The 22,088-nt window shown below is 71.1% G+C and carries 21 protein-coding genes; 8 read left to right on the top strand and 13 right to left on the bottom strand.

The genetic code is table 11. The features are described 5' to 3' along the window. Positions 1-7: 7 nt before the first annotated feature. Positions 8-799, bottom strand: a complete 792-nt coding sequence (locus OOK38_RS24485; RefSeq protein ID WP_266757144.1) for an ABC transporter ATP-binding protein — start codon at positions 797-799, stop codon at positions 8-10. 121 nt (positions 800-920) lie between these two features. On the opposite strand from OOK38_RS24485, the gene OOK38_RS24480 reads away from it, so the two are divergent. After that, entirely contained in the window at positions 921-1,709 is a 789-nt protein-coding gene (locus OOK38_RS24480; RefSeq protein ID WP_266757146.1) for a hypothetical protein, read from the top strand. Positions 1,710-1,999: 290 nt separating this feature from the next. Here the strand turns inward: OOK38_RS24480 and OOK38_RS24475 are convergent, their stop codons facing one another. The 4 genes from OOK38_RS24475 to OOK38_RS24460 form a co-directional block, all read right to left on the bottom strand. Beyond that, on the bottom strand, positions 2,000-2,239 hold the full coding sequence (locus OOK38_RS24475; protein WP_266848808.1) for a chaplin: 240 nt from the start codon (positions 2,237-2,239) through the stop codon (positions 2,000-2,002). 196 nt (positions 2,240-2,435) lie between these two features. Then, the gene (locus OOK38_RS24470) at positions 2,436-2,681 is read right to left on the bottom strand and encodes a chaplin (protein WP_323178822.1); all 246 of its coding nucleotides are present in this window, start codon (positions 2,679-2,681) and stop codon (positions 2,436-2,438) included. 220 nt (positions 2,682-2,901) lie between these two features. After that, on the bottom strand, positions 2,902-3,543 hold the full coding sequence (locus OOK38_RS24465; RefSeq protein WP_266757150.1) for a response regulator transcription factor: 642 nt from the start codon (positions 3,541-3,543) through the stop codon (positions 2,902-2,904). Further along, positions 3,536-4,702, bottom strand: coding sequence for a GAF domain-containing sensor histidine kinase (locus OOK38_RS24460; RefSeq protein ID WP_266757152.1), 1,167 nt, complete (start codon positions 4,700-4,702; stop codon positions 3,536-3,538). The genes OOK38_RS24465 and OOK38_RS24460 overlap by 8 nt, the downstream gene beginning before the upstream one ends. Positions 4,703-4,888: 186 nt before the next feature. Between OOK38_RS24460 and OOK38_RS24455 the strand changes: the two genes are divergently transcribed. The 3 genes from OOK38_RS24455 to OOK38_RS24445 all read left to right on the top strand — a co-directional run bounded on the left by OOK38_RS24455 (position 4,889) and on the right by OOK38_RS24445 (position 7,768). Further along, positions 4,889-5,584 carry an SDR family oxidoreductase gene (locus OOK38_RS24455; protein WP_266757154.1) on the top strand — a complete coding sequence of 232 codons (696 nt, stop codon included), beginning with the start codon at positions 4,889-4,891 and terminating at the stop codon, positions 5,582-5,584. Continuing rightward, positions 5,581-6,708, top strand: coding sequence for an S-adenosylmethionine:tRNA ribosyltransferase-isomerase (locus tag OOK38_RS24450; RefSeq protein WP_266757156.1), 1,128 nt, complete (start codon positions 5,581-5,583; stop codon positions 6,706-6,708). Before OOK38_RS24455 ends, OOK38_RS24450 begins: the two co-directional genes overlap by 4 nt. A gap of 292 nt (positions 6,709-7,000) precedes the next feature. Beyond that, on the top strand, positions 7,001-7,768 hold the full coding sequence (locus tag OOK38_RS24445; RefSeq protein ID WP_266757158.1) for a transglycosylase SLT domain-containing protein: 768 nt from the start codon (positions 7,001-7,003) through the stop codon (positions 7,766-7,768). Positions 7,769-7,849: 81 nt separating this feature from the next. On the opposite strand, the gene OOK38_RS24440 is transcribed toward OOK38_RS24445, so the two are convergent. Then, entirely contained in the window at positions 7,850-10,342 is a 2,493-nt protein-coding gene (locus tag OOK38_RS24440; protein ID WP_266757159.1) for an FHA domain-containing protein, read from the bottom strand. Positions 10,343-10,580: 238 nt separating this feature from the next. On the opposite strand from OOK38_RS24440, the gene OOK38_RS24435 reads away from it, so the two are divergent. Further along, positions 10,581-12,458, top strand: a complete 1,878-nt coding sequence (locus OOK38_RS24435) for a streptophobe family protein (protein ID WP_266757160.1) — start codon at positions 10,581-10,583, stop codon at positions 12,456-12,458. A gap of 725 nt (positions 12,459-13,183) precedes the next feature. Beyond that, positions 13,184-14,401, top strand: coding sequence for a phosphoserine phosphatase SerB (gene serB, locus OOK38_RS24430; protein ID WP_266757161.1), 1,218 nt, complete (start codon positions 13,184-13,186; stop codon positions 14,399-14,401). A gap of 70 nt (positions 14,402-14,471) precedes the next feature. Here the strand turns inward: serB and OOK38_RS24425 are convergent, their stop codons facing one another. From OOK38_RS24425 to OOK38_RS24410, 4 genes are all read right to left on the bottom strand, one after another. Further along, positions 14,472-14,990 carry a histidine phosphatase family protein gene (locus tag OOK38_RS24425; RefSeq protein WP_266757163.1) on the bottom strand — a complete coding sequence of 173 codons (519 nt, stop codon included), beginning with the start codon at positions 14,988-14,990 and terminating at the stop codon, positions 14,472-14,474. 477 nt (positions 14,991-15,467) lie between these two features. Continuing rightward, complete coding sequence (locus OOK38_RS24420; protein WP_266757165.1) at positions 15,468-15,683, bottom strand: hypothetical protein; 216 nt, start codon at positions 15,681-15,683, stop codon at positions 15,468-15,470. A 266-nt stretch (positions 15,684-15,949) separates the two neighbouring features. After that, a complete protein-coding gene (locus OOK38_RS24415; RefSeq protein ID WP_266757167.1) occupies positions 15,950-16,066 on the bottom strand; it encodes an SGM_5486 family transporter-associated protein in 117 nt (38 codons plus the stop codon). A 72-nt stretch (positions 16,067-16,138) separates the two neighbouring features. Then, entirely contained in the window at positions 16,139-17,410 is a 1,272-nt protein-coding gene (locus OOK38_RS24410; RefSeq protein ID WP_266765621.1) for a CynX/NimT family MFS transporter, read from the bottom strand. A 139-nt stretch (positions 17,411-17,549) separates the two neighbouring features. Here OOK38_RS24410 and OOK38_RS24405 point away from each other — a divergent pair, with 139 nt between their 5' ends. After that, entirely contained in the window at positions 17,550-18,263 is a 714-nt protein-coding gene (locus OOK38_RS24405; protein WP_266757169.1) for a FadR/GntR family transcriptional regulator, read from the top strand. A gap of 31 nt (positions 18,264-18,294) precedes the next feature. Here the strand turns inward: OOK38_RS24405 and OOK38_RS24400 are convergent, their stop codons facing one another. The 3 genes from OOK38_RS24400 to fabG all read right to left on the bottom strand — a co-directional run bounded on the left by OOK38_RS24400 (position 18,295) and on the right by fabG (position 20,298). Next, positions 18,295-18,651: a hypothetical protein gene (locus tag OOK38_RS24400; RefSeq protein ID WP_266757171.1), complete on the bottom strand. Its 357-nt coding sequence runs from the start codon at positions 18,649-18,651 to the stop codon at positions 18,295-18,297. Between the two features lie 154 nt (positions 18,652-18,805). Next, on the bottom strand, positions 18,806-19,573 hold the full coding sequence (fabI, locus tag OOK38_RS24395) for an enoyl-ACP reductase FabI (protein WP_266757173.1): 768 nt from the start codon (positions 19,571-19,573) through the stop codon (positions 18,806-18,808). A 5-nt stretch (positions 19,574-19,578) separates the two neighbouring features. After that, positions 19,579-20,298, bottom strand: coding sequence for a 3-oxoacyl-[acyl-carrier-protein] reductase (fabG, locus tag OOK38_RS24390; protein WP_266757174.1), 720 nt, complete (start codon positions 20,296-20,298; stop codon positions 19,579-19,581). A 249-nt stretch (positions 20,299-20,547) separates the two neighbouring features. Here fabG and OOK38_RS24385 point away from each other — a divergent pair, with 249 nt between their 5' ends. Beyond that, a complete protein-coding gene (locus OOK38_RS24385) occupies positions 20,548-22,071 on the top strand; it encodes a TldD/PmbA family protein (RefSeq protein WP_266757176.1) in 1,524 nt (507 codons plus the stop codon). Positions 22,072-22,088: the final 17 nt, after the last annotated feature.

Below are 22,088 nucleotides of genomic sequence, written 5' to 3'. Positions count from 1 at the left end.
TGGCCGTTCAGGCCATCGGCAGGCCCTGCGCGGTCCAGCGCTCGCCGACCTGCTCGACGACGAGCGGGAGGCCGAAGCAGAGGGAGAGGTTGCGCGAGGTGAGTTCGAGCTCGAGCGGGCCCGCGGCGAGGACCTTGCCCTGACGGATCATCAGGACGTGGGTGAAGCCGGGGGCGATCTCCTCGACATGGTGCGTGACCATGATCATGGAGGGGGCGATCGGGTCGCGGGCGAGGCGGCCGAGGCGGCGCACGAGGTCCTCACGGCCGCCGAGGTCGAGGCCGGCCGCGGGCTCGTCGAGGAGCAGCAGCTCGGGGTCGGTCATCAGGGCGCGGGCGATCAGGGTGCGCTTGCGTTCGCCCTCGGAGAGGGTGCCGAACTTGCGCTCCAGGTAGTCGCTCATGCCGAGGCGGTCGAGGAAGGCGCGGGCGCGCTGCTCGTCGATGTCCTCGTAGTCCTCGTGCCACCCGGCGGTCATGCCGTACGCGGCGGTGAGGACCGTCTGCAGAACCGTCTGGCGCTTGGGGAGCTTCTCGGCCATCGCGATACCGGCGATGCCGATACGCGGGCGCAGCTCGAAGACGTCGACCTGGCCGAGGGTCTCGCCGAGGATGGTGGCGGTGCCCGAGCTGGGGAAGAGGTAGCTGGAGGCGACGTTCAGGAGAGTCGTCTTCCCGGCGCCGTTGGGACCGAGGATGACCCAGCGCTCCCCCTCCTTGACCGACCAGGAGACCTGGTCCACCAGAGCCCGGCCCTCGCGGACCACGGATACGTCCTCCAGCTCCAGTACATCGCTCATGAGCGCGTTGTCTCCCATTGCAGTCTCGGCCGTCGCTGACGTCTGTGGACGCAGCCCCCAGGGAAAACCTACGCCACCGGTCGGCCACACCGATCCATCGGCCGGTCCTTAGGGTGGGGGCATGCTCTCGGAACCACGCTCAGGACAACTGGCCTCATGGGGAAATGCCCTATTGGCCGGACTTGTTTCTCCGGACGACGCCGTGCTCGCCATCGTCGGGGACGACGCGGTGCACCGCGTCGAGGGGTTGCCGGGCGAGTCGGGGCCCGTCGGGCTCACGCTCGCCCTCGGCCGGCTGCGCACGCTCGGGGTGACCGGGCTGCGGGTCGCGCTGCCCGCGCCGGGGCATCCGCTCGGGCTCAGCGGCCCGCCCGCGTTCAACGCGCGCGCGCTCGAAGCCGAGGAGGCCGTGGTCTGCCACGGCTCGGCTCTGGGGCTCGTGCCGGAGGTGTACGAGGCCGGGCCCGACGGCGATGTGCACGTCGAGGTCGCCTGGCGCTGTCTGGCCGTACGCGAGGCGCCGCCCGCCGACGTGCCCTCGCTCGGGGAGGCCGAGCGGGAGCTGGCGGAGGCCCTCCGCGAGGCGACGGAGGTGTTGGCGCGGCTGGACGTGGCCGGGTCGGGGCCGGTCGCGGAGGCCGCGATCGAGGCGTACCGGGCACGGGCGGAGCGGGGACGGGAGCTGCTGGCCCCCGGGTACCCGCCGCGTGCGGTGCGCGTGTTGGAGCTGGCTCAGCGGGTCGGGACGCTGATCTCCGTCGCGCACGAGAGCGGGCACGGCGGGGCGGTGAGCGCGTCGGAGATGGCCGCTCGGGCCGAGGCCCTGCGGCCGGTGGAGCGGACGGCCCGGCGGGCGCAGGTGGCCGCGTACAACGCGTTCGTGGAGGAGCGTGAGCGCGGGGTGCGCTGAGCTCCGCCGGGTGCGGAGCGCGGATGCCTTGAGTGGCCCGGGTTCCGCAGGTGCGGGGCATCGGGGTGCCCCGCCCGGTCGGGATTTGCGTGGCTCGCGTCTCAGGGCGCGTCGACCTCCGCGTGCCCAGGGTCTTCGGTCGCCCCGGCGCCTGGGGACCGGTTCACGTGCCCGGACGCTCCGGTCGGCGATGGCTCCAGGCCCTGGGCGTCCGGACGCTCGGGCCGGTGCGACGCGGAAGGGCCCCGCGAAACGTTTCCGTTCGCGAGGCCCCTGTGACTGGTGGTGGCTCAGTTGTTGACACCCGCGTTGCCGAACGCCGGGTTCAGGGCGCCGATGACGTTCACGCTGTTCCCGACGAGGTTCACGGGGATGTGGACCGGGAGCTGGACGACGTTGCCCGAGCCGACGCCGGGCGACTTCACGGCCGCGCCCTCGGCACCCGCGTCGGCGACAGCGGCACCGTCACCGGCGCCCGCGGCGATCCCGGCGACGGTGATGGCCAGGGCGGCCTTCTTGGCGATGTTCATGGGAAATGCTCCTCTTGCGTTAATGAATCCGACCCGGCCGCGGGTCGTACGCTGAGCAACGCCGGGAGGCCGGGAACGGCACGGGAAGGCCGTTCCATTGCCCCGTCCGGTTCAGTCAGCCGATCAGCCGACAACCCGACCGGCCTCCCGGGGAGTCCCCGGAAGGCCGGTGGCCGTGATCGTTCCGGTGGGAACCTCAGTGGTTGAGACCGAGGTTGCCGAAGGCCGGGTTCAGGAGGCCGATGACGTTCACGCTGTTGCCCACCGCGTTCACGGGGATGTGAACCGGAGCCTGGACGACGTTCCCGGAGACGACGCCCGGGGAGCCCGCGGCCTTGCCGCCCGCCCACGCTCCGTCGGTGGCCGACGCCATGCCCGCACCGGCGGCGACCAGGCCACCGGCCACCATCGCGACAGCTGTGACCTTCTTCAGGTTCTTCACTGGTGAAACCCCTCCTCGCGAACACCGCGGCAGATCGCCGCAGCGCACTGGAGAACGGCCGGGCCTCCCGGAGGATGCGCCATCCGGGTGACATACACACGACGGTATGAATCTCATCCCGGAGCGAGACCCTCCGGGTTGCCGCCCGGTCGCGTCGTCCCGCCCGTGCGCCGAGGGGGTGCGCCGGAGCTTGATCCCCAGGTGGGCGGCCTCTCGGCGATCAGCCCGCGATCCCGTTCCGTACGGCCCAGAGCGCGGCCTGGGTGCGGTCGGCGAGGTCGAGCTTCATCAGGATGTTCGAAACGTGGGTCTTCACCGTCTTCTCGGAGAGGACGAGGGCACGGGCGATCTCCCGGTTGGAGCGGCCGTCCGCGATCAGGCCGAGCACCTCGCGCTCCCGCTCGGTGAGCGAACCACCTCTCCCCTGCCCCGAGTTGGCCTCCTCCTGGGACAACAGGGCCCCCGCGACCTCGGGTTGGAGAAGGATGTGCCCCGCGTGGACCGAGCGGATGGCTCCGGCCAGCGCGTCGGGATCCACGTCCTTGTAGACGTAACCGGCGGCACCCGCGCGCAGAGCCGGCACCACCGTGCGCTGCTCGGTGAAGCTGGTGACGATCAGCACCCGTGCGGGGTTGGCGAGTTCACGGAGCTTGCGCAGCGCGTCGATGCCGTCCATCCCCGGCATCTTGACGTCCATGAGGACGACGTCGGGTTTCAGCTCCTCGGCGCGGGCGACTCCTTCCGCACCGTCGGACGCCTCTCCGACGACCTCGATGTCGTCCTGCACTTCGAGGAAGGTGCGCAGGCCCCGGCGGACGACCTGGTGGTCGTCGACGAGCAGCACCTTGATTGCGTCAGCCACCAGGGACCTCCATCTCGATCATGGTGCCCTTTCCGGGCGCCGATTCCACGGTGAGTTTGCCGCCGACCCCGCTCGACCGGTCCCGCATCGACACCAGGCCGAGGTGGCGGCCGGCGCTGCGTATCGCGGTGGGTTCGAAGCCGCTGCCGTCGTCGGTGACGCGCAGGACGGCGCCGGGGCCGCGTCGCTCCAGGGTGACGGCGACACGGGTGGCGCCGGAGTGCCGCAGCGCGTTGTGCAGGGCCTCCTGGGCGACCCGCAGCATCGCCTCCTCCTGGGAGGCGGGCAGCGCCCGTACGCCGTTGCTGGAGAAGGTGACGCGCGCGGAGTGGGCGCGGTCGAGGACCTGGATCTGGGTGCGCAGGGTGGCGACCAGGCCGTCCTCGTCGAGGGCCGCGGGGCGCAACTCGACGACGGCGGCGCGCAGTTCCTCGGTAGCCTCCGCGGCGAGGGCGGCCACCTGCTGGAGTTCGCCCTTCGCGCGGGAGGGGTCGCGGTCGACGAGGGTGGCGGCGGCCTGCGCGGTGAGGCGCAGGGAGAACAGCTTCTGGCTGACGGCGTCGTGCAGTTCGTGCGCGAGCCGGGAGCGCTCCTCGGCGATCGTGAGCTCGCGGCTGCGTTCGTAGAGCCGGGCGTTGGTCAGGGCGATCGCCGCGTGCTGGGCGAGGATGGTGAGGAGTTCCTCGTCGTCCTCGGTGAAACCGCACCTGCCGTCCGGCTCGGGGCACGGGGGTCCCTCCTCGGCGCGCAGCTTGTTCGCGAGGAAGAGCGCGCCGATGATCTCGTCGCCGTCGCGGATGGGCAGGCCGAGGAAGTCGGACATGTCGGGGTGGGCCTCGGGCCAGCCCTCGAAGCGGGGGTCCTCGCGCACGTCCGCCAGGCGCTCGGGGCGGGCCTCGCGCAGCATCGCGGCGAGGATGCCGTGCTGGCGCGGGAGCGGTCCGATGGCCTTCCACTGGGCGTCGCTGACCCCGTCGACGACGAACTGGGCGAAGCCGCCGTGGTCGTCGGGCACACCGAGCGCCGCGTACTGCGCGTCGAGCAGCTCGCGGGCCGAAGCGACGATCGTCTTGAGGACGTCGCGCACTTCGAGGTGCCTGCTCATGGCCAGCAGCGCGGAGCTCACCGCGTACAGGCCTGACCGGGGTCCATGACTCATGACCCCAAACTACCGGCGGGGTGTGACAGCGCGTATCGGACCCGTGATGGCGCTCGGCCGGGCCATTGGGCCTAGGTCGAAGGGCCCCGGATCATTGCGGCCCGCGCACGAGGCGCCCGGGTGGTCCCCGTTCCTACCGTGAGGACACCCGCCGGGAAGGCGGGTCAGGGACGAGGGGACGATGTCATGCCGGTAGCGATCATCACGGGGGCCTCGAAGGGACTGGGGAGGGCGCTCGGCGCGGCTCTGGCGGAGCGCGGCTGGGATCTGGTGCTCGACGCCAGAACGGCCGGGGTGCTGGAGGAGACCGCGGTGGCACTGTCCGCGTACGGGACGCGTGTGGAGGCCCTGCCCGGGGACGTGACGGACGCCGGTCACCGTGCCGAGCTGGTGGCGGCGGCCCGGAAGCTGGGTGGTGTCGACCTCCTGGTGAACAACGCGAGCGCGCTGGGTGCCGAGCCGCTGGTGCGTCTGGAGGAGCTGGGTCTGGACGGGCTGCGGCGGGCCCTGGAGGTCAACGTGGTCGCCGCGCTGGGCCTGATCCAGGAGGCGCTGCCGCTGCTGCGGGCGGCCGGGGCGGGCACGGTCGTCGACATCAGCTCGGACGCCGCGGCGGAGGCGTACGAGACATGGGGCGGCTACGGCGCCTCGAAGGCGGCGCTCGACCATCTCTCGGCCGTTCTCGGCGAGGAGGAGCCCGGCCTGCGGGTCTGGGCCGTGGACCCCGGGGACATGGGCACGGACCTCTATACGGCGGCCGTACCGGGCGACGACGATCCGCGGCCGGCGCCGGACAGTGTGGTGCCGGCCTTTCTGCGGCTGCTGGAGGAACGGCCGGCCAGTGGGCGCTACGCGGCTCCGGCCCTGCTGGAGGGGCGATGACGACGGCGATGGGGGTTCCTCCGGTCGGGCGCGGCCGGGAATGGGGAACGGTTCCGGAGGAGCTGTCGGCGCGGGTGCCCGCCGAGCAGCGCGGTCCCGGTCGCGACCGGGATTCCGTACGGCTGCTGGTGTCGCGCGGTACCGAGGTGTCGCATCACGCGTTCGCGGAGCTGCCGCGGCTGCTGAGGGCCGGGGATCTGCTGATCGTCAACACCTCGGCCACCCTGGCGGCGGCCGTGGACGGGCGGATCGGCCGCGCGCGCGTGGTGGTGCACTTCTCCACGCGTGGCGATGACGGGCGGTGGGCGGTCGAGCTGCGGGATCCCGACGGGACGGGGACCACGCGTGCGCGTGCGGGCGGGCCCGCGGGGACAGTGGTGCGCCTGCCCGGGGGCGTACGCCTCCTCCTGGAGGAGCCGCTGAGCGCCCGCAGTCCGCGCCTGTGGTGGGGGCGGGTGCCGGACGCGGACGTGCTGGGGCTGCTGCGGCGGTACGGGCGGCCCATTCGCTACTCCTATACGGACCGGGACCAGCCGCTGTCCGTGTACCGGACGGTGTTCGCGCTGCCGTCGGACGACGGCGCGGGGAGCGCGGAGATGCCGAGCGCGGCGCGCCCCTTCACCGCGCGCCTGGTGGCGGAGCTGGTGAGCCGGGGTGTGCAGTTCGCGCCGATCACGCTGCACACGGGTGTCGCGTCGGCGGAGGCGCACGAGCCGCCGTATCCGGAGCGGTACGAGGTGCCGGAGGCGTCGGCCCGGCTGATCAACGCGGCGCGGGCCGGCGGCGGCCGGATCGTCGCGGTCGGTACGACAGCCGTGCGGGCCGTGGAATCCGCGACCGGGTCCGACGGGCTGGTCCGGGCGGCGAGGGGCTGGACCGGTCTCGTGGTGACCCCGGAGCGCGGAGTGCGGGCGGTCGACGGGCTGCTGACCGGGCTGCACGAGCCGGAGGCCTCGCATCTGCTGATGCTGGAGGCGATCGCCGGAGGGGCGGCGATCGACCGCGGATACGAGGAGGCACTGCGCTTGCGCTACCTCTGGCACGAGTTCGGGGACGTGCACCTCATCCTCCCGGAGGAGGACCCTCACTCTGAGCATTGCTCTCGCAACTGCTGGTCAGAATGACGTGGGGCCCGTGTGAGCCCGCGCATAGGGTCCAGGTCACGTACGAAGGAGCATAGGAGATAAAAGGGACAAGGTGAGCAGGGAAGACGTGCCAGTCTGCCCCGATTTGCCCCTTCCGCGTCCACTACCCGGCTTCGTAGGTCACACCTTTGCCACAGCATTTTGCGGCCGCTAAGAATTGCGTTGTCGCTCAGCGCCGCGGGGTTCGCCCCGCGGCGTTTGTTCCGGAAACACACTGTCCCCCGCCGGGACGAAGAGCGACCTCCGCGCTATTCGAAGAGGTCTATCAGTCATGCCCAAGAACATCACCACTCCTGGACATACTCCGAAGCTGACCAAGCTTCACAAGCTCTCGATCGCCGGTGTGGCCACCCTCGGTGCCGCCGCCCTCGCGTTCTCCCTGGTACCGGGCAACTCCCAGACCACCACGGACGACGCCGCCGTCTCCGCGGCGAAGGTCGCCTACAGCGAGCAGCAGATCAAGGACGTCAAGGCCAGCGTCACCGACCAGCTGGCCGGCGCCGACCTGAAGGCCCAGGCGATCGCGGCGAAGAAGAAGGCCGCGGCCGACGCCACGGCCGCCGCGAAGAAGAAGGCCGCAGACGCCGCGGCCGCGAAGAAGAAGGCCGCCGCCCAGGCCGCCGCGAAGAAGAAGGCCGCCGCGTCGCGTGCCAAGGCCGCTGCCGCGAGCCGCTCGACGCAGCGCATCAACATCGAGACGGTCGCCGCGAAGACGTACGCCAACAACCTCGACGGCTGGATCCGCGAGTCCCTCGACATCATGAAGTCGAAGGGCATCCCCGGCACCTACCAGGGGCTGCACAAGAACATCATGCGTGAGTCCTCGGGCAACCCGCTGGCCATCAACGACTGGGACATCAACGCCATCAACGGCATCCCGTCGAAGGGCCTGCTCCAGGTCATCCCGCCGACGTTCAAGGCGTACCACGTGGCCGGTACCTCGTGGAACATCTACGACCCGGTCGCCAACATCACCGCCGCCTGCAACTACGCCGCCGACAAGTACGGTTCCATGGACAACGTGAACAGCGCGTACTGAGGACTCAGCGCGGAGTTCCCCACAGACGCCGAAGGGCGGCACCCCGGTCAGGGGTGCCGCCCTCGCGTCGTTCCCGGGCGTCTACTTGCGCATGACCTCGGGCTCGTGGCGGCGCAGGAAGCGGGCCACGAAGAAGCCGCAGATCACACCGAGGGCGATCAGGGCGATCATGTCGATCGTCCAGGCCCCGGCCGTGTGGTCCCACAGCGGGTCCGTGCTCGTCGGGTCGTCCTGGTTCGGGAAGATGTTGTTCAGGTCCAGCGTGGCGCCCGAGGCGGCCACCGCCCAGCGGGCCGGCATCAGGTACGAGAACTGGTTCACACCGAGTGTGCCGTTCAGGATGAACAGGCAGCCGGTGAAGACGACCTGGACGATCGCGAACATGACCAGGAGCGGCATGGTCTTCTCCGCGGTCTTCACCAGCGAAGAGATGATCAGTCCGAACATCATCGACACGAAGCCGAGAGCCATGATCGGCAGGGCGAGCTCGACCTTGGGCAGGCTCTTGAGGATCAGGCCTTCGGCCGGGACCTCGCGGCTGCCGAAGCCGATGGCAGCGACCAGAGCGCCCTGCAGCACGGTGATCACACCGAGGACGATCACCTTGGACATCAGGTACGCCGAGCGCGACAGGCCCGTCGCCCGCTCCCGCTCGTAGATCACCCGTTCCTTGATCAGCTCACGGACCGAGTTGGCCGCGCCCGCGAAGCACGCGCCCACCGCGAGGATCAGGAGCACGGTCGTGGCCGTGCCGTTCGCGACATGGGCTCCGTTCGGCAGCACCTTGTCGTTCACCAGCAGCGTCTTGCCGCTGTCGATGAGCAGGCTGACCGAGCCCAGGACCGCCGGCAGGATCACCGTCAGCGCCAGGAAGCCCTTGTCCGACGCGATCACCGAGACGTAGCGGCGGATCAGCGTCATCAGCTGGGAGCCCCAGCTCTGCGGCTTCGGCGGCTTCATCGCCTGCGCGGGCGGCATCTGCGTCGACTGCGGAGCCACCGCGTCGATGTCCGCGGCGTACATCTGGTAGTGCTGCGAGCCCTTCCAGCGGCCCGCCCAGTCGTAGTCGCGGTAGTTCTCGAACGCGGAGAAGACGTCGGCCCAGGTCTCGTAGCCGAAGAAGTTCAGCGCCTCCTCCGGCGGACCGAAGTAGGCGACGGCGCCGCCCGGCGCCATCACGAGGAGCTTGTCGCAGATCGCCAGCTCGGCCACCGAGTGCGTGACGACGAGGACCGTACGGCCGTCGTCGGCGAGGCCGCGCAGCAACTGCATGACATCGCGGTCCATGCCCGGGTCGAGACCGGAGGTCGGCTCGTCCAGGAAGATCAGCGACGGCTTGGTGAGCAGCTCCAGGGCGACCGAGACACGCTTGCGCTGGCCACCGGAGAGGGAGGTGACCTTCTTCTCCTTGTGGATGTCCAGCTTCAGCTCGCGCAGCACCTCGTCGATCCGGGCCTCGCGCTCCTGGACCGTGGTGTCCGCGGGGAAGCGCAGCTTGGCCGCGTACTTGAGGGCCTTCTTGACGGTCAGCTCCTTGTGCAGGATGTCGTCCTGCGGGACCAGACCGATGCGCTGACGCAGCTCGGCGAACTGCTTGTACAGGTTCCGGTTGTCGTAGAGGACATCGCCCTGGTTGGCGGGGCGGTAGCCCGTCAGCGCCTTCAGGAGCGTCGACTTGCCGGAACCCGACGGGCCGATGACCGCGACGAGCGACTTCTCGGGTACGCCGAAGGAGACGTCCTTCAGGATCTGCTTGCCGCCGTCGACGGTGACCGTCAGATGGCGGGCCGAGAAGGAGACCTCACCGGTGTCGACGAACTCCTCGAGACGGTCGCCGACCAGACGGAACGTCGAGTGACCGACGCCGACGATGTCGTTCGGGCCGAGCAGCGCGGAGCCGCCCTTGGCGATCGGCATACCGTTGACGTACGTGCCGTTGTGCGAGCCGAGGTCGCGGATCTCGAAGCGGCCGTCCGGCGTCGCGTGGAACTCGGCGTGATTGCGGGAGACCTGGAGGTCGGAGACCACCAGTTCGTTCTCCAGCGCACGGCCGATGCGCATCACACGCCCGAGCGAGAACTGGTGGAAGGTCGTCGGGCTGCGGTCGCCGTAGACCGGCGGCGCCCCCGCGCCACCACCGGGTCCCTGCTGCTGCGGGATGCTCCCCGCCTGCTGCGGCTGCCGGGCCTGCTCCGGTGACTGCGGCGTCGGCTGCTGAGCCCAGCCGGGGCCGGCGCCCTGAGCCGCGTACGGCTGCTGCTGCGGCTGCGCCACCGAGGCCGCCGCGCCGGACAGGCTCAGGCGCGGTCCGTCAGTCGCGTTGCCGAGGTGCACGGCCGAACCGGGGCCGATCTCCATCTGGTGGATCCGCTGCCCCTGCACGAACGTGCCGTTGGTGCTCCCGTGGTCGTCGATGACCCAACTACGGCCGTTCCAGCTGATCGTGGCGTGACGCCAGGAGACCCTGGCGTCCTCGAGCACGATGTCTCCCTGCGGATCACGTCCGAGGGCGTAGGGCCTGGCCGCGTCGAGCGTCCAGGTCCGTCCATTCAATTCCAGTACGAGTTCCGGCACTCCAGCCCCACTGAGTTGTCCCCCGAGTTACCCCATCGCAGGGAGTCTAGGGATGTCGAACATCGTGGGGAACTATTTCAGTAGAGGCCCCCTGACCGAAAGTCGGGCCATGTGAAGGATGGGTACGGGCGAGTTGCCCGTTTCCGTTGACGGGGGTGAAACCGGCCCGGAGAGTGGTAATCCCACGCGAGGAGGACATACGCGGGGATCGCCGCTGCGCGGATCGGGGGGTCTTGCGATGAGCATCGGAACGACACAGCACGGCGGGAGCACCAAAAGGGTGCCGTGGGGGGATGTCCTGCTGTCCGCGATCGCCTCCGTGAGCTGGGCGTTGATCGGCATGGCGGGCACCGCCGCGCTCGGGCTGCATCTGCTCGGGGCCGATGCGACGGCCTCGCTCGGCCCGATGACCGCGGCGGTGGTGGCCCTTGGGGCAGGCGGTGCGGTGACGCCGTCCGGCGATGTCTCGGCCTTCGGCCTGAAGGGAGCGGAGGCGCACACCGCCATCCAGATCACGCCACTGGGCGTCGGGCTGGTCGGCGCGCTGCTGATGTCGTGGTTCTTCCTGCGGTCCTTGCGCGGAGCCGGAGTTGTCATCACACCCTCCGAACTCCTGGCGCGGGCCGGATCGGTGATCGTCCTCTTCGTGGCGACACTGGGCGGGCTCGCCTGGGCCGGCCACGACGTCATCACGATCGACGGCGGGGAGCTCGGGCTCGACAAGGCCACGGGGGGTGGCGGCGGGCTCGGGGACATCACGGACAAACTCCCGGGCGGGCTCGGGGATCTGGGCGGTCTGCTGCCCGACAAGATCGGTGACCTGGTGGACGCGAAGGCGGCCGTGGGCTTCTCCGTGGACACCGCGCCGACGCTGCTCGGCGGGGCCGCGTGGGCCGCCGGGGTCCTGCTGATCGCTCTGCTGGCCTCCCGGCGTACACCGCTGCCCCGCGGCTGGGACGCCGTGCACCGCGCGGTGCGGCCGGCCGTCTCCTCGCTCGTCGCAGTCCTGCTGGTCGCGGTCCTGGCGGGGCTCGCGGCGGCGGCGTACGCGGCGATCGGGGACGACCATCCGAAGCGGATCGCGGGAGCGGCGCTGCTCGGTGCACCCAACGGTGTGTGGCTGGGCATTCCCGTCGGGCTCTTCGTCCCCTGGGACGGCAAGGCGACGGGCGAGCTCGCCGAGCTGCTGCCCGACCCCCTCGACAAGCTGCTGGCCGCCGGCACCGACCGGCCCGTCACGCTCGGGCGGCTCGCCGAACTCGACGGGCGGGTATGGCTATTGGGGGTCGCTGCCGCGCTGATGATGCTGTACGCGGGCGTCCTGACGGCGGCGCGTACGCCATTTGTACGGGCCGGGGGTGCCACCGTTGCGGGAGCACCGGGTGCCTCAGATGTACGGGGCGACAGTGCGCTGCGGTTCGCGGGGCGCTGCGCACTGCGTCTCGGGGTCGTGACGGCGCTGGCGTTGCCGCTCCTCGCGTGGCTGACGGAGGTGTCGGTGGACGCTTCTCTGTCCGTACTCGGCTTCGACGCGTTCGGGGCGGGGATCGAGTTGCACGGCCGGCCGGGGGTGGCGTTGCTGCTCGGTGCCGTGTGGGGGGCGGGGGCCGGGGCGGTGGGGGCGTTGCTGGCTTGTGCGAGTGGGGCTGCGGGGCGGAGGGCGGCTGAGTTGGCACGGGGTGACTTGGGGGGTGGGGGGCTCGGAGGGGTTGGGGGGCTTGCGGGGGTTGGTTCGGGTTCCGGTGCGGGTGTGGGTGCGGGTGCGGGTACTGGGGTGGGCTTGAGGGCGGATGCGGGGGCGGGTACGGGGGCTGGGGCTGGGGTCGATGGGAGTGCTGGGCCGTATCGGCCCCGGCGGTCGTATCGGGCGCCCAACCCGGACACCAATCCGTATCTGAGGGTGCCGGACGAGTTGCGGGAGCCGGAGGACCGGAGGCCGGCGCCGGGGGGTTCCCGGGCGCCCGGTGATGTGTACGGGGCGCCCACGGTGGTGGGGCCGGTCGGGCCCCCGCCGAAGCGGAGGCAGGACGGGCCTCCGCCGCCTCCTCCCCCGCCGCCTGTTCCGCCCTCGCCGGACGAGGGGCCACCGCCTCCGCCACGCGGGCCTCGGCGTTGAGGGTTCGCCTCGTGGCGGGTACGCGTACGGGTGGGGGTTCGCTCGCGCTGAGCCTCGCGGGCGGGCGCCTGCCGGGGTGCCTGCGGGCCGGTGGGTGGGTCGGGGCCGTGCCGGTACATCCCAGTCCGTCGCCGCTGGATCAGACGTGGGCTATCTGTGCGAACCGCTGCTCGATCCGAACGTAAGCGACGGACATAGGGATGTACCGGCACGGCCCCTCCCGTGCGTGGACGGCCGCGGGTGATCCGTGGGCTTGGGTGCGGCACCTTCGGCTCGCTGTCCACTGCGGGTGCGTGGGGCTGGGGGGGGCGCCCCACCGGTGCACTTTTCGGCTGCGGGCGCGTTTTCCCTTTCCAGCCCCGGGAAGTTCCAGCCCCTCCGGCGATTGAGGAGCGGGGTCTGGGGCGGAGCCCCAGGGACGGGAAGGGTAGGGGCGGAGGGGGCGAAAGAAGGTGTGGGGTTCGGGGGTCTGGAGACCCCGGGTTCAGGGGTCCGGGACGCTCCGGGACCCGAGGTTCGGGAGGCTCCGGGTTCGGGTTCGAGAGGCTCCGGGAGTCGGGGTCGGGAGGCTCCGGGAGGGGGGTTGTGGGGGTTGGGGGCGCGACCCGTGAAGGGGAGCGGCAAATTGTCATCGGTGTGCCGTTTGGGTGTCACCCAGTGTTCTGTGTCCGCTAGGCGGACCGGGCGGGCGGGCGGCACTGGGTGCCGGATACGGTGGGAGCACCATGAGCGCTTCGCAGACCCCTGATGTGCCCACTCTTCTTGTCAAGATCTTCGGCAAGGACCGGCCGGGCATCACCGCCGGACTCTTCGACACCCTCGCCGCCTGGTCAGTCGACGTCGTCGACATCGAGCAGGTCGTCACCCGCGGCCGGATCGTGCTGTGCGCGCTCGTGACCGAGCCGCCCGCCGGCCTCGAGGGCGATCTGCGGGCCACCGTCCACAGCTGGGCGGAATCGATGAAGATGCAGGCGGAGATCATCTCCGGCCTCGGCGACAACCGTCCCCGCGGATCGGGACGTTCGCTCGTCACGGTGCTCGGGCACCCCCTCACCGCGGAGTCGACGGCCGCCATCGCCGCGCGGATCACGAAGACCGGCGGCAACATCGACCGTATCTTCCGGCTGGCCAAGTACCCGGTGACGGCCGTCGAGTTCGCCGTGTCCGGTACCGAGACCGAGGCACTGCGCACCGCGCTGGTGACCGAGGCCGCGGCACTCGGTGTGGACATCGCCGTGGTGGCGGCGGGCCTGCACCGACGGGCCCAGCGTCTTGTCGTGATGGACGTGGACTCCACGCTCATCCAGGACGAGGTGATCGAGCTCTTCGCCGCGCACGCCGGGTGCGAGGACGAGGTCGCCGGGGTCACCGCGGCCGCGATGCGGGGTGAGCTGGACTTCGAGCAGTCCCTGCACGCGCGGGTCGCGCTCCTCGAGGGGCTGGACGCGTCGGTGGTGCAGAAGGTGCGTGAGGAAGTGCGGCTCACGCCGGGCGCACGCACACTGATTCGTACGCTGAAGCGGCTCGGCTTCCAAGTCGGCGTCGTCTCCGGCGGGTTCACCCAGGTGACCGACGATCTGAAGGAGCGGCTCGGGCTCGACTTCGCCCAGGCCAACACGCTGGAGATCGTCGACGGGAAGCTGACCGGCCGGGTCACCGGGGAGATCGTGGACCGGGCGGGCAAAGCGCGGCTGCTGCGCCGCTTCGCCGCCGAGGCCGGGGTGCCGCTGGCCCAGACCGTGGCGATCGGCGACGGCGCCAACGACCTCGACATGCTCAACGCCGCCGGCCTCGGGGTCGCGTTCAACGCCAAGCCGGTGGTGCGGCAGGCCGCGCACACCGCGGTGAACTTCCCGTTCCTCGACACGGTCCTGTATCTGCTGGGCGTCACCCGTGAAGAGGTCGAGGCCGCAGACATGCACGAGGACGACACCGCCCACTGAGTGACGTCCTACGACGGACGGGGGCCCGGCATCGTGGTGGTGCCGGGCTCCCGCCGACGTAGGGGTGGGTTCACTCCGTCGGCGCCCAGTAGTCGGTCAGGGCGGCCGATCCGGGCTCCAGGGATTTCCAGGGGCCGTCGAAGGAGAGCACCGCGAAAGCGGCGGTATGGAAGCCATGGGCGGTCATCCGGGCGCGGGTGTCGCCCTCGGCCCGGCCCGCCAGGACGTCGGCCAGACCGTGTACGCCCGGGTTGTGACCGATGAGGATCACGTTCGTCGCGTCGTCCGGGGTTTCGTTGAGCACGGCGATCAGCTCGCCGGGCGAGGCTTCGTAGAGCCGCTCCTCATAGACCGTTTTCGGCCGGTGCGGGAGCTCCTGGACGGCGTGCTTCCACGTCTCACGGGTCCGGATCGCGGTGGAGCAGAGGGCCAGGTCGAAGGGGATGCCTGTGTCGGCCAGCCTGCGTCCGGCGACGGCGGCGTCCATGCGGCCCCGGTCGGCGAGCGGCCGCTCATGGTCGGACATCTGCGGCCAGTCGGCTTTCGCATGCCGGAAGAGGACAATCCTGCGGGGTTCTGCGACGCTCATGCGTCCCAGCTTCGCACGAAACATGCCATGGGGCGCAGGGAGTTGATGCGCTCCCCCGACGGGGGTGACGGCCTGCCCCGTCAGGGGTGATGCCGTACCCCTCCAGGGGTGATCCCGTACCTCTTCGGGGGTGAAACGGTCTGCCCGGGAGCGGGGCGGCGCCCGTCTCTGTGGAAGGGCGCGGTTCGACGGGGGGCGGTACTGCGGCGGTCGGTGGTCCGGCGGCGGGCGGCGGTTCGGCGGCGGTGGGCGGTGGTTCGGCGGCCGTACGGCTGATCCGGCGTGGTCCGCCGTGGTGGCACGGTCCGCCGTGGTGGCACGGTCCGCCGTGGTGGCACGGTCCGCCGTGGTGGCACGGTCCGCCGTGGTGGCACGGTTGGCCCGGGCTGCCGTGGTGAGCCGGTGACGTGGCCGGTGGGTCGATCGGTGGGGCTCAGGGGCGCCCGGGGGTGCTCCGGGGCGCGCGGCCGGCGCGGCTCACGGGGTGTTGTTCAGCACCGCCTGCTGGATACGTTCGAACATGTGCGTGATCGCCGGGTCGCTGCCCGCGGCATGCGCGTCCGCCGGGTTGAGGATCATGAGCAGCAGGGTGACGAAGGCGAGCACCGGCAGGGCGAGGGCCCACCAGGGCAGTCGGATGTCCACGCGGCCCGTGGTCGCCGGGTGGGGCCGGGTGTGCGTATGGGCCGACATGCCGCCTCCGTGAGTCTTCGAGTGGTCCCTGGGCCGCCTCTCGCGGCCACAACTCGAAACTACGGACTCCGCGGCCCTCAACCCATCCGGTGATCCACCCACTTGACCCTGACACTCACCCCCTAGGGGACGGGGGGTTAGCCCCACCCCCGGGCCCGAAGGCGGGCCGCCGTCGGGGAGGACGTGTCCTGGAGGGGCGAGCGGGGCGTCATGGCACGGATGCCACGGCGGTCAGCGCGACGCCGCAGGGCGCGGGGCTTCGCCGTTCACGGTGACGCGATGGACGCGACGATGCCGATGATCACTGTGATGGCCAGCATCGCGCCGAACACGAGCAGCAGCTTCTTCTGGCCGTTCTGGGGATTCGGGTCGAGCACAGGCATGCGGTCATTCTCGCACCCCGGGTGCGTCCGGCCGCCGCCGGGGCCCGGTTCCCGGGCGGGCCGGGCCGGTGGTCAGCCCGCCGCCTCGTCCTCCACCGTGCGGTCGCGGCCCGCCAGGATGCCGACGCCGATCTGCGGAATCATCAGCGCCGCCATCATCGCGAGCGGCAGGCCCCAGCCGCCGCTGTGCTGGTAGAGCACGCCCACGAGCAGGGGGCCCGGGATCGAGAGCAGATAGCCGGTGCTCTGGGCGAACGCCGACAGCTTGGCGACGCCCGCGCCGGTCCGGGCCCTCATGCCGACCATGGTGAGGGCCAGCGGAAAGGCGCAGTTGGAGACGCCAAGCAGCAGGGCCCAGGCCCAGGCACCGGCCGCAGGTGCCAGGTAGAGGCCCGCGTAACCGGCGAGCCCGCAGACGCCGAGGGCGACCACGATGGGGCCCTGGTGGGGCAGGCGGGTGGCGAGGCGCGGGATGACGAAGGCCAGCGGCACGCCCATCACCATCGTGACGGCGAGGAGCAGTCCCGCGGTCCCGGCGGCGACGCCCGCGTCGCGGAAGATCTGCGCCATCCAGCCCATCGTGATGTAGGCGGCGGTGGCCTGGAGGCCGAAGAAGACGGCGAGCGCCCAGGCGGTACGGCTGCGGGTGATGCGCAGTCCGTCGGGCTCGTGCCGGGTGCTGCCGGCCGCGGCGGGCGCACGGTCGTCGGGGCGCGATGCGGCGCCCCGCGCGCGTACCAGCGGAATCCACGGGAGGACGGCCGCCGCCGCGAGTCCGGCCCAGACCACGAGCCCGGACTGCCAGCCGCCTCCCAGGGCGCCGGTCAGGGGGACGGTCACCGCGGCCGCGGCCGAGGTGCCGAGCGCGAGGGCCATCGAGTACAGGCCCGTCATGGACCCGACCCGGTCGGGGAACCAGCGCTTGACGATGACCGGCATCAGGACGTTGCTGACGGCGATGCCCATGAGAGCGAGCGCGCTGGCGGCCAGGAAGCCGGCCGTGCCCCCTATGTACGGGCGCAGGGCCAGGCCCGTCGTGATGGCGACCATGCCCGCGCAGACGACGGCGGCGGCCCCGAAGCGGCGGGCGAGCCGGGGTGCCATCACACCGAAGACGGCGAAGCAGAGGGGCGGCACGGAGGTGAGCAGTCCGGCGACGCTGCCGCTCATGCCGAGCCCGTCGCGCACTTCTTCGAGGAGGGCGCCGAGGCTGGTGATGGCCGGGCGCAGGTTGAGCGCGGTGAGGACGATGCCGACGACCACGAGCCGCGTCGTCCACGCGCGCGTGGCGGGCGTTCCGGGTGCCGCGCTCTCGGTGGATCGATGTATCGCGGGGGACGTCATCGTCGTCCGGGTTTCCTCGGGGGCCATGCTCCCCATCATAGAATCATGGGATGATTGGCTGTCCAATCCCGCTGCGTTAATCTCCGGATCCTGTAGCCCGGCGCGAACGACCACACTCGGGCCCGTACGAAGGACCGTCATGCCGCTGAGCCATCCCCGCCGTTCGGCCCTGTCCGAGCAGGTCATCTCCGAGCTGCGGAACCAGATCACCTCGGGCGAGTGGCCGGTGGGCTCCCGTATCCCCACCGAGCCGGAGCTCGTCGATCAGCTCGGCGTCGCCCGCAACACGGTGCGCGAGGCGGTCCGGGCGCTCGCCCACAACGGGCTGCTGGACATCCGGCAGGGTTCCGGCACCTATGTCGTGGCGACCAGCGAGCTGGCGGGCGTGATGCACCGCCGGTTCGCGGACGCCGACCCGCGGCACATCGCCGAACTGCGTTCCACCCTGGAGTCGAGCGCCGCGAGGCTGGCCGCCGAGCGGCGCACCGAGCGTGATCTCAAGCAGCTGGACGCGCTCCTCGTACGCCGCGAGGAGGCCTGGGAGTCGGGCGACGCGGAGGCCTTCGTGGCCGCCGACGCGACCTTCCACATGGCGGTGGTGGCCGCGTCCCGCAATGACGTCATGACGGCGATGTACGCGGATCTGGGCGAGGTGCTGCGCGACTGGCTGCGCGAGGACGTCGGCAAGGAACTGACGCCGGAGACATACATGGATCACACCCGGCTGGTAGACGCGATCCGCGCGGGCGACGCGGAGGCCGCGGCCGCGGAGGCCGCGAGCTATCCGTTCCAGTGCCGGCCGGGACGGCCGGGCGGCCAGGGACAGGCACCGGGCGCCCGCCCCGGCGGCTGACCGTCAGGTCCCGAGCTCCGGCGGCCGACCGTCAGGTCCCGTGGGTGATCCAGGCCGCGCGGACCTCCTTCCAGCATCGGCCGGTCAGCCGCACCGTGGCCGCGGGCCCCACGTCGACCGGGGCGCTGTCGGTGTCGATGTCCCACCAGCGGGCGCACTCGATGTGCAGCCGGACGCGGTCGGCGTCCACATAGGGGTTGTGGCAGTACGCGACGACATGGGAGCCGGTGACCGTGGTCCGGCACGCGGCGCCGAACGGCTGGGGCGCGGAGGGCCGGGACCCCGCGTTCACGCTCACCACGCGCGGGTGGGGCATCGCGTCGTACGGCACGGCCATCACCAGAGCGACAGCGGCGAACACCGGAGCAAAGCGGCGGGACAGGCGCACAAGGGGACCTCCTCGGCCGTACGGCTGCGGGGCGGTGCGTTCTCCCAGCCTGCGGGCCACGGGGTCCGGGGCGCCCGGTCGAATAGGCCGAACGGGCGACGCCCCGCTCCCCGCGCGCTGCGGGAAACGGGGCGTCGATGCCGTGCGTGGGCGCTTACGCGCCGATGGCGTGCAGACCGCCGTCCACGTGAATGATCTCGCCCGTGGTCTTCGGGAACCAGTCGCTCAGCAGGGCGACGACGCCCTTGCCGGCCGGCTCCGGGTCCTTGAGGTCCCACTCCAGGGGCGCGCGGCTGTCCCACACCGAGGCGAGCTCGCCGAAGCCCGGGATGGACTTGGCGGCCATGGAGCCGATCGGGCCCGCCGAGATGAGGTTGCAGCGGATGTTCTGCTTGCCCAGGTCGCGCGCCATGTAGCGGCTGGTGGCCTCCAGGGCGGCCTTGGCCGGACCCATCCAGTCGTACTGCGGCCAGGCGTACTGCGCGTCGAAGGTGAGGCCGACGACGGAGCCGCCGTTCTGCATCAGCGGCAGGCAGGCCATGGTCAGCGACTTCAGGGAGAACGCCGAGACGTGCATGGCCGTGGCGACCGACTCGAACGGCGTGTTGAGGAAGTTGCCGCCGAGGGCGTCCTGCGGCGCGAAGCCGATGGAGTGCACGACGCCGTCGAGGCTGCCCAGCTCCTCGCCCACGACATCGGCGAGGCGGCCGAGGTGCTCTTCGTTGGTGACGTCGAGCTCGATGACCTTGGTGGGCTTCGGGAGCTTCCTGGCGATGCGCTCGGTCAGCGTGGGCCGCGGGAACGCGGTCAGGATGATCTCGGCGCCCTGCTCCTGGGCCAGCTTGGCGGTGTGGAAGGCGATGGAGGACTCCATCAGCACACCGGTGATGAGGACGCGCTTGCCCTCGAGAATTCCGCTCATGGTGATCAGTGACCCATTCCCAGTCCGCCGTCAACCGGGATGACGGCTCCAGTGATGTACGAGGCGTCGTCCGAGGCGAGGAACCGCACCGTCGCGGCGATCTCCTCGGGCTGCGCGTAGCGGCCCAGCGGCACCTGCGACACGATGTTCGCGCGCTGCTCGTCGGTGAGCGCCTGCGTCATGTCGGTGTCGACGAAGCCGGGCGCGACGACGTTGAAGGTGAGGTTGCGCGAGCCGAGTTCCCGGGCGAGCGAACGCGCGAAGCCGACAAGGGCGGCCTTGGACGCGGCGTAGTTCGCCTGCCCCGCGGAGCCGAGCAGCCCGACGACCGACGAGATGAGGACGACGCGGCCCTTCTTGGCCCGCAGCATGCCACGGTTGGCGCGCTTGACGACGCGGAAGGCGCCGGTGAGGTTCGTGTCGATGACCGAGGTGAAGTCCTCCTCGGACATGCGCATCAGCAGCTGGTCCTTGGTGACGCCGGCGTTGGCGACCAGGACCTCGACCGGGCCGTGCTCGGCCTCGATCTCCTTGTAGGCCTGCTCCACCTGCTCGGTGTCGGTGATGTCGCACTTGACCGCCAGGCACCCCAATTCCGTCAGGGCGGCCGGCGGCTCACCGGACCGGTACGTGATCGCGACCTTGTCGCCTGCGTCGGCGAATGCGCGGGCGATGGCGAGGCCGATGCCCCGGTTGCCTCCGGTGACGAGAACCGAGCGGCTCAACGGATCACCCTTTCGATAGCGGACTGAAACCCCTGCAATACAGGCGCCTTCCTCGAAAACCTATCGGTCCGCGCGGCCTCTCAGAGAATCGGGCACCGACAGTGGGTTCGGGTGCCTGCTGTCGGATCCCTACAGAAAGCCGAGGCCGCAAGGCCGAAAGACGCGCCCGGTGACGGCAAAGGCGTGGCCGCCGGACCCGCCCGCGCGACATGATCGGACCCGACGGGCCACGACAGCAGGGAGACCTCGGTGCCTCATTCCATCGACGAAGCCTTCACGGCGCTACCGCTTCGCGCACTCGCCGACGCCGCGCTCGCGCGGGCGCGGGCGCTGGGCGCCGACCACGCGGACTTCCGGTTCGAGCGGGTGCGCAGCGCGTCCTTGCGGCTGCGCGACGCCAAGCCGGCCGGATCGTCGGACACCACCGACCTGGGGTACGCGGTACGGGTCGTGCACGGCGGCACCTGGGGGTTCGCGTCGGGCGTGGACCTGACCATGGACGCGGCCGCGAAGGTCGCATCGCAGGCCGTGGCGATGGCGAAGCTGTCGGCCCAGGTGATCAAGGCGGCCGGTTCCGACGAGCGCGTCGAGCTGGCCGGGGAGCCGGTGCACGCCGAGAAGACGTGGGTCTCCTCGTACGAGATCGATCCCTTCTCCGTGCCGGACGAGGAGAAGGCGGGGCTGCTCTCGGACTGGAGCGCTCGGCTGCTGGCGGCCGACGGCGTCAACCATGTCGACGCCTCGCTGATGACCGTGCACGAGAACAAGTTCTACGCCGACACCGCCGGGACCGTGACCACGCAGCAGCGGGTGCGGCTGCATCCGCAGCTCACCGCGGTCGCCGTCGACGAGTCCAGCGGCGAGTTCGACTCGATGCGGACGATCGCGCCGCCCGTCGGGCGCGGCTGGGAGTACCTGCGGGGCACGGGCTGGGACTGGGACTCCGAACTGGAACGGATTCCCGAGCTGCTCGCGGAGAAGATGCGGGCGCCGAGCGTCGAGGCGGGGCTGTACGACCTCGTCGTCGACCCTTCCAACCTGTGGCTGACCATCCACGAGTCCATCGGGCACGCCACCGAGCTGGACCGCGCGCTCGGCTACGAGGCCGCGTACGCCGGGACGTCCTTCGCCACCTTCGACCAGCTCGGCAAGCTCAGGTACGGCTCCGAGCTGATGAACGTGACCGGCGACCGCACCGCCGAGCACGGCCTGGCGACCGTCGGGTACGACGACGAGGGCGTCGCGGGCCAGTCCTGGGACCTGGTGAAGGACGGCACGCTCGTCGGCTACCAGCTGGACCGGCGGATCGCGAAGCTGACCGGCTTCGACCGTTCCAACGGATGCGCGTACGCCGACTCCCCCGGGCATGTGCCCGTGCAGCGCATGGCCAACGTGTCCCTCCAGCCGGACCCCGGCGGGCTGGCCACCGAGGACCTGATCGGGGGCGTCGACCGCGGCATCTACGTCGTCGGCGACCGGTCTTGGTCCATCGACATGCAGCGCTACAACTTCCAGTTCACCGGTCAGCGCTTCTTCAAGATCGAGAACGGCCGGATCACGGGTCAGCTCCGCGATGTCGCGTACCAGGCGACGACCACCGACTTCTGGGGTTCGATGGCCGCGGTGGGCGGCCCGCAGACGTATGTCCTCGGCGGCGCCTTCAACTGCGGCAAGGCTCAGCCGGGCCAGGTCGCCGCGGTGTCGCACGGCTGCCCGTCGGCCCTCTTCAAGGGTGTCAACATCCTCAACACCACGCAGGAGGCCGGTCGATGAGCGCTCACCGCGGAGTC

The sequence above is a fragment of the Streptomyces sp. NBC_00568 genome, from assembly GCF_026341855.1.
Taxonomy (GTDB): domain Bacteria; phylum Actinomycetota; class Actinomycetes; order Streptomycetales; family Streptomycetaceae; genus Streptomyces.
The sequence above is the reverse complement of the archived record's forward strand: the minus strand, read 5'-3'. Positions and strand labels throughout refer to the sequence as shown.

Coding starts and splice junctions, on each gene's coding strand:
- OOK38_RS24435 (WP_266757160.1), top strand. CDS start 10,581: ATGAGCATCGGAACGACACAGCACGGCGGGAGCACCAAAAGGGTGCCG.
- OOK38_RS24445 (WP_266757158.1), top strand. CDS start 7,001: ATGCCCAAGAACATCACCACTCCTGGACATACTCCGAAGCTGACCAAG.
- serB (WP_266757161.1), top strand. CDS start 13,184: ATGAGCGCTTCGCAGACCCCTGATGTGCCCACTCTTCTTGTCAAGATC.
- OOK38_RS24485 (WP_266757144.1), bottom strand. CDS start 799: ATGAGCGATGTACTGGAGCTGGAGGACGTATCCGTGGTCCGCGAGGGC.
- OOK38_RS24475 (WP_266848808.1), bottom strand. CDS start 2,239: ATGAACATCGCCAAGAAGGCCGCCCTGGCCATCACCGTCGCCGGGATC.
- OOK38_RS24425 (WP_266757163.1), bottom strand. CDS start 14,990: ATGAGCGTCGCAGAACCCCGCAGGATTGTCCTCTTCCGGCATGCGAAA.
- fabI (WP_266757173.1), bottom strand. CDS start 19,573: ATGAGCGGAATTCTCGAGGGCAAGCGCGTCCTCATCACCGGTGTGCTG.
- OOK38_RS24420 (WP_266757165.1), bottom strand. CDS start 15,683: ATGTCGGCCCATACGCACACCCGGCCCCACCCGGCGACCACGGGCCGC.
- OOK38_RS24480 (WP_266757146.1), top strand. CDS start 921: ATGCTCTCGGAACCACGCTCAGGACAACTGGCCTCATGGGGAAATGCC.
- OOK38_RS24455 (WP_266757154.1), top strand. CDS start 4,889: ATGCCGGTAGCGATCATCACGGGGGCCTCGAAGGGACTGGGGAGGGCG.
- OOK38_RS24415 (WP_266757167.1), bottom strand. CDS start 16,066: ATGCCTGTGCTCGACCCGAATCCCCAGAACGGCCAGAAGAAGCTGCTG.
- OOK38_RS24460 (WP_266757152.1), bottom strand. CDS start 4,702: ATGAGTCATGGACCCCGGTCAGGCCTGTACGCGGTGAGCTCCGCGCTG.
- OOK38_RS24450 (WP_266757156.1), top strand. CDS start 5,581: ATGACGACGGCGATGGGGGTTCCTCCGGTCGGGCGCGGCCGGGAATGG.
- OOK38_RS24405 (WP_266757169.1), top strand. CDS start 17,550: ATGCCGCTGAGCCATCCCCGCCGTTCGGCCCTGTCCGAGCAGGTCATC.
- OOK38_RS24410 (WP_266765621.1), bottom strand. CDS start 17,410: ATGACGTCCCCCGCGATACATCGATCCACCGAGAGCGCGGCACCCGGA.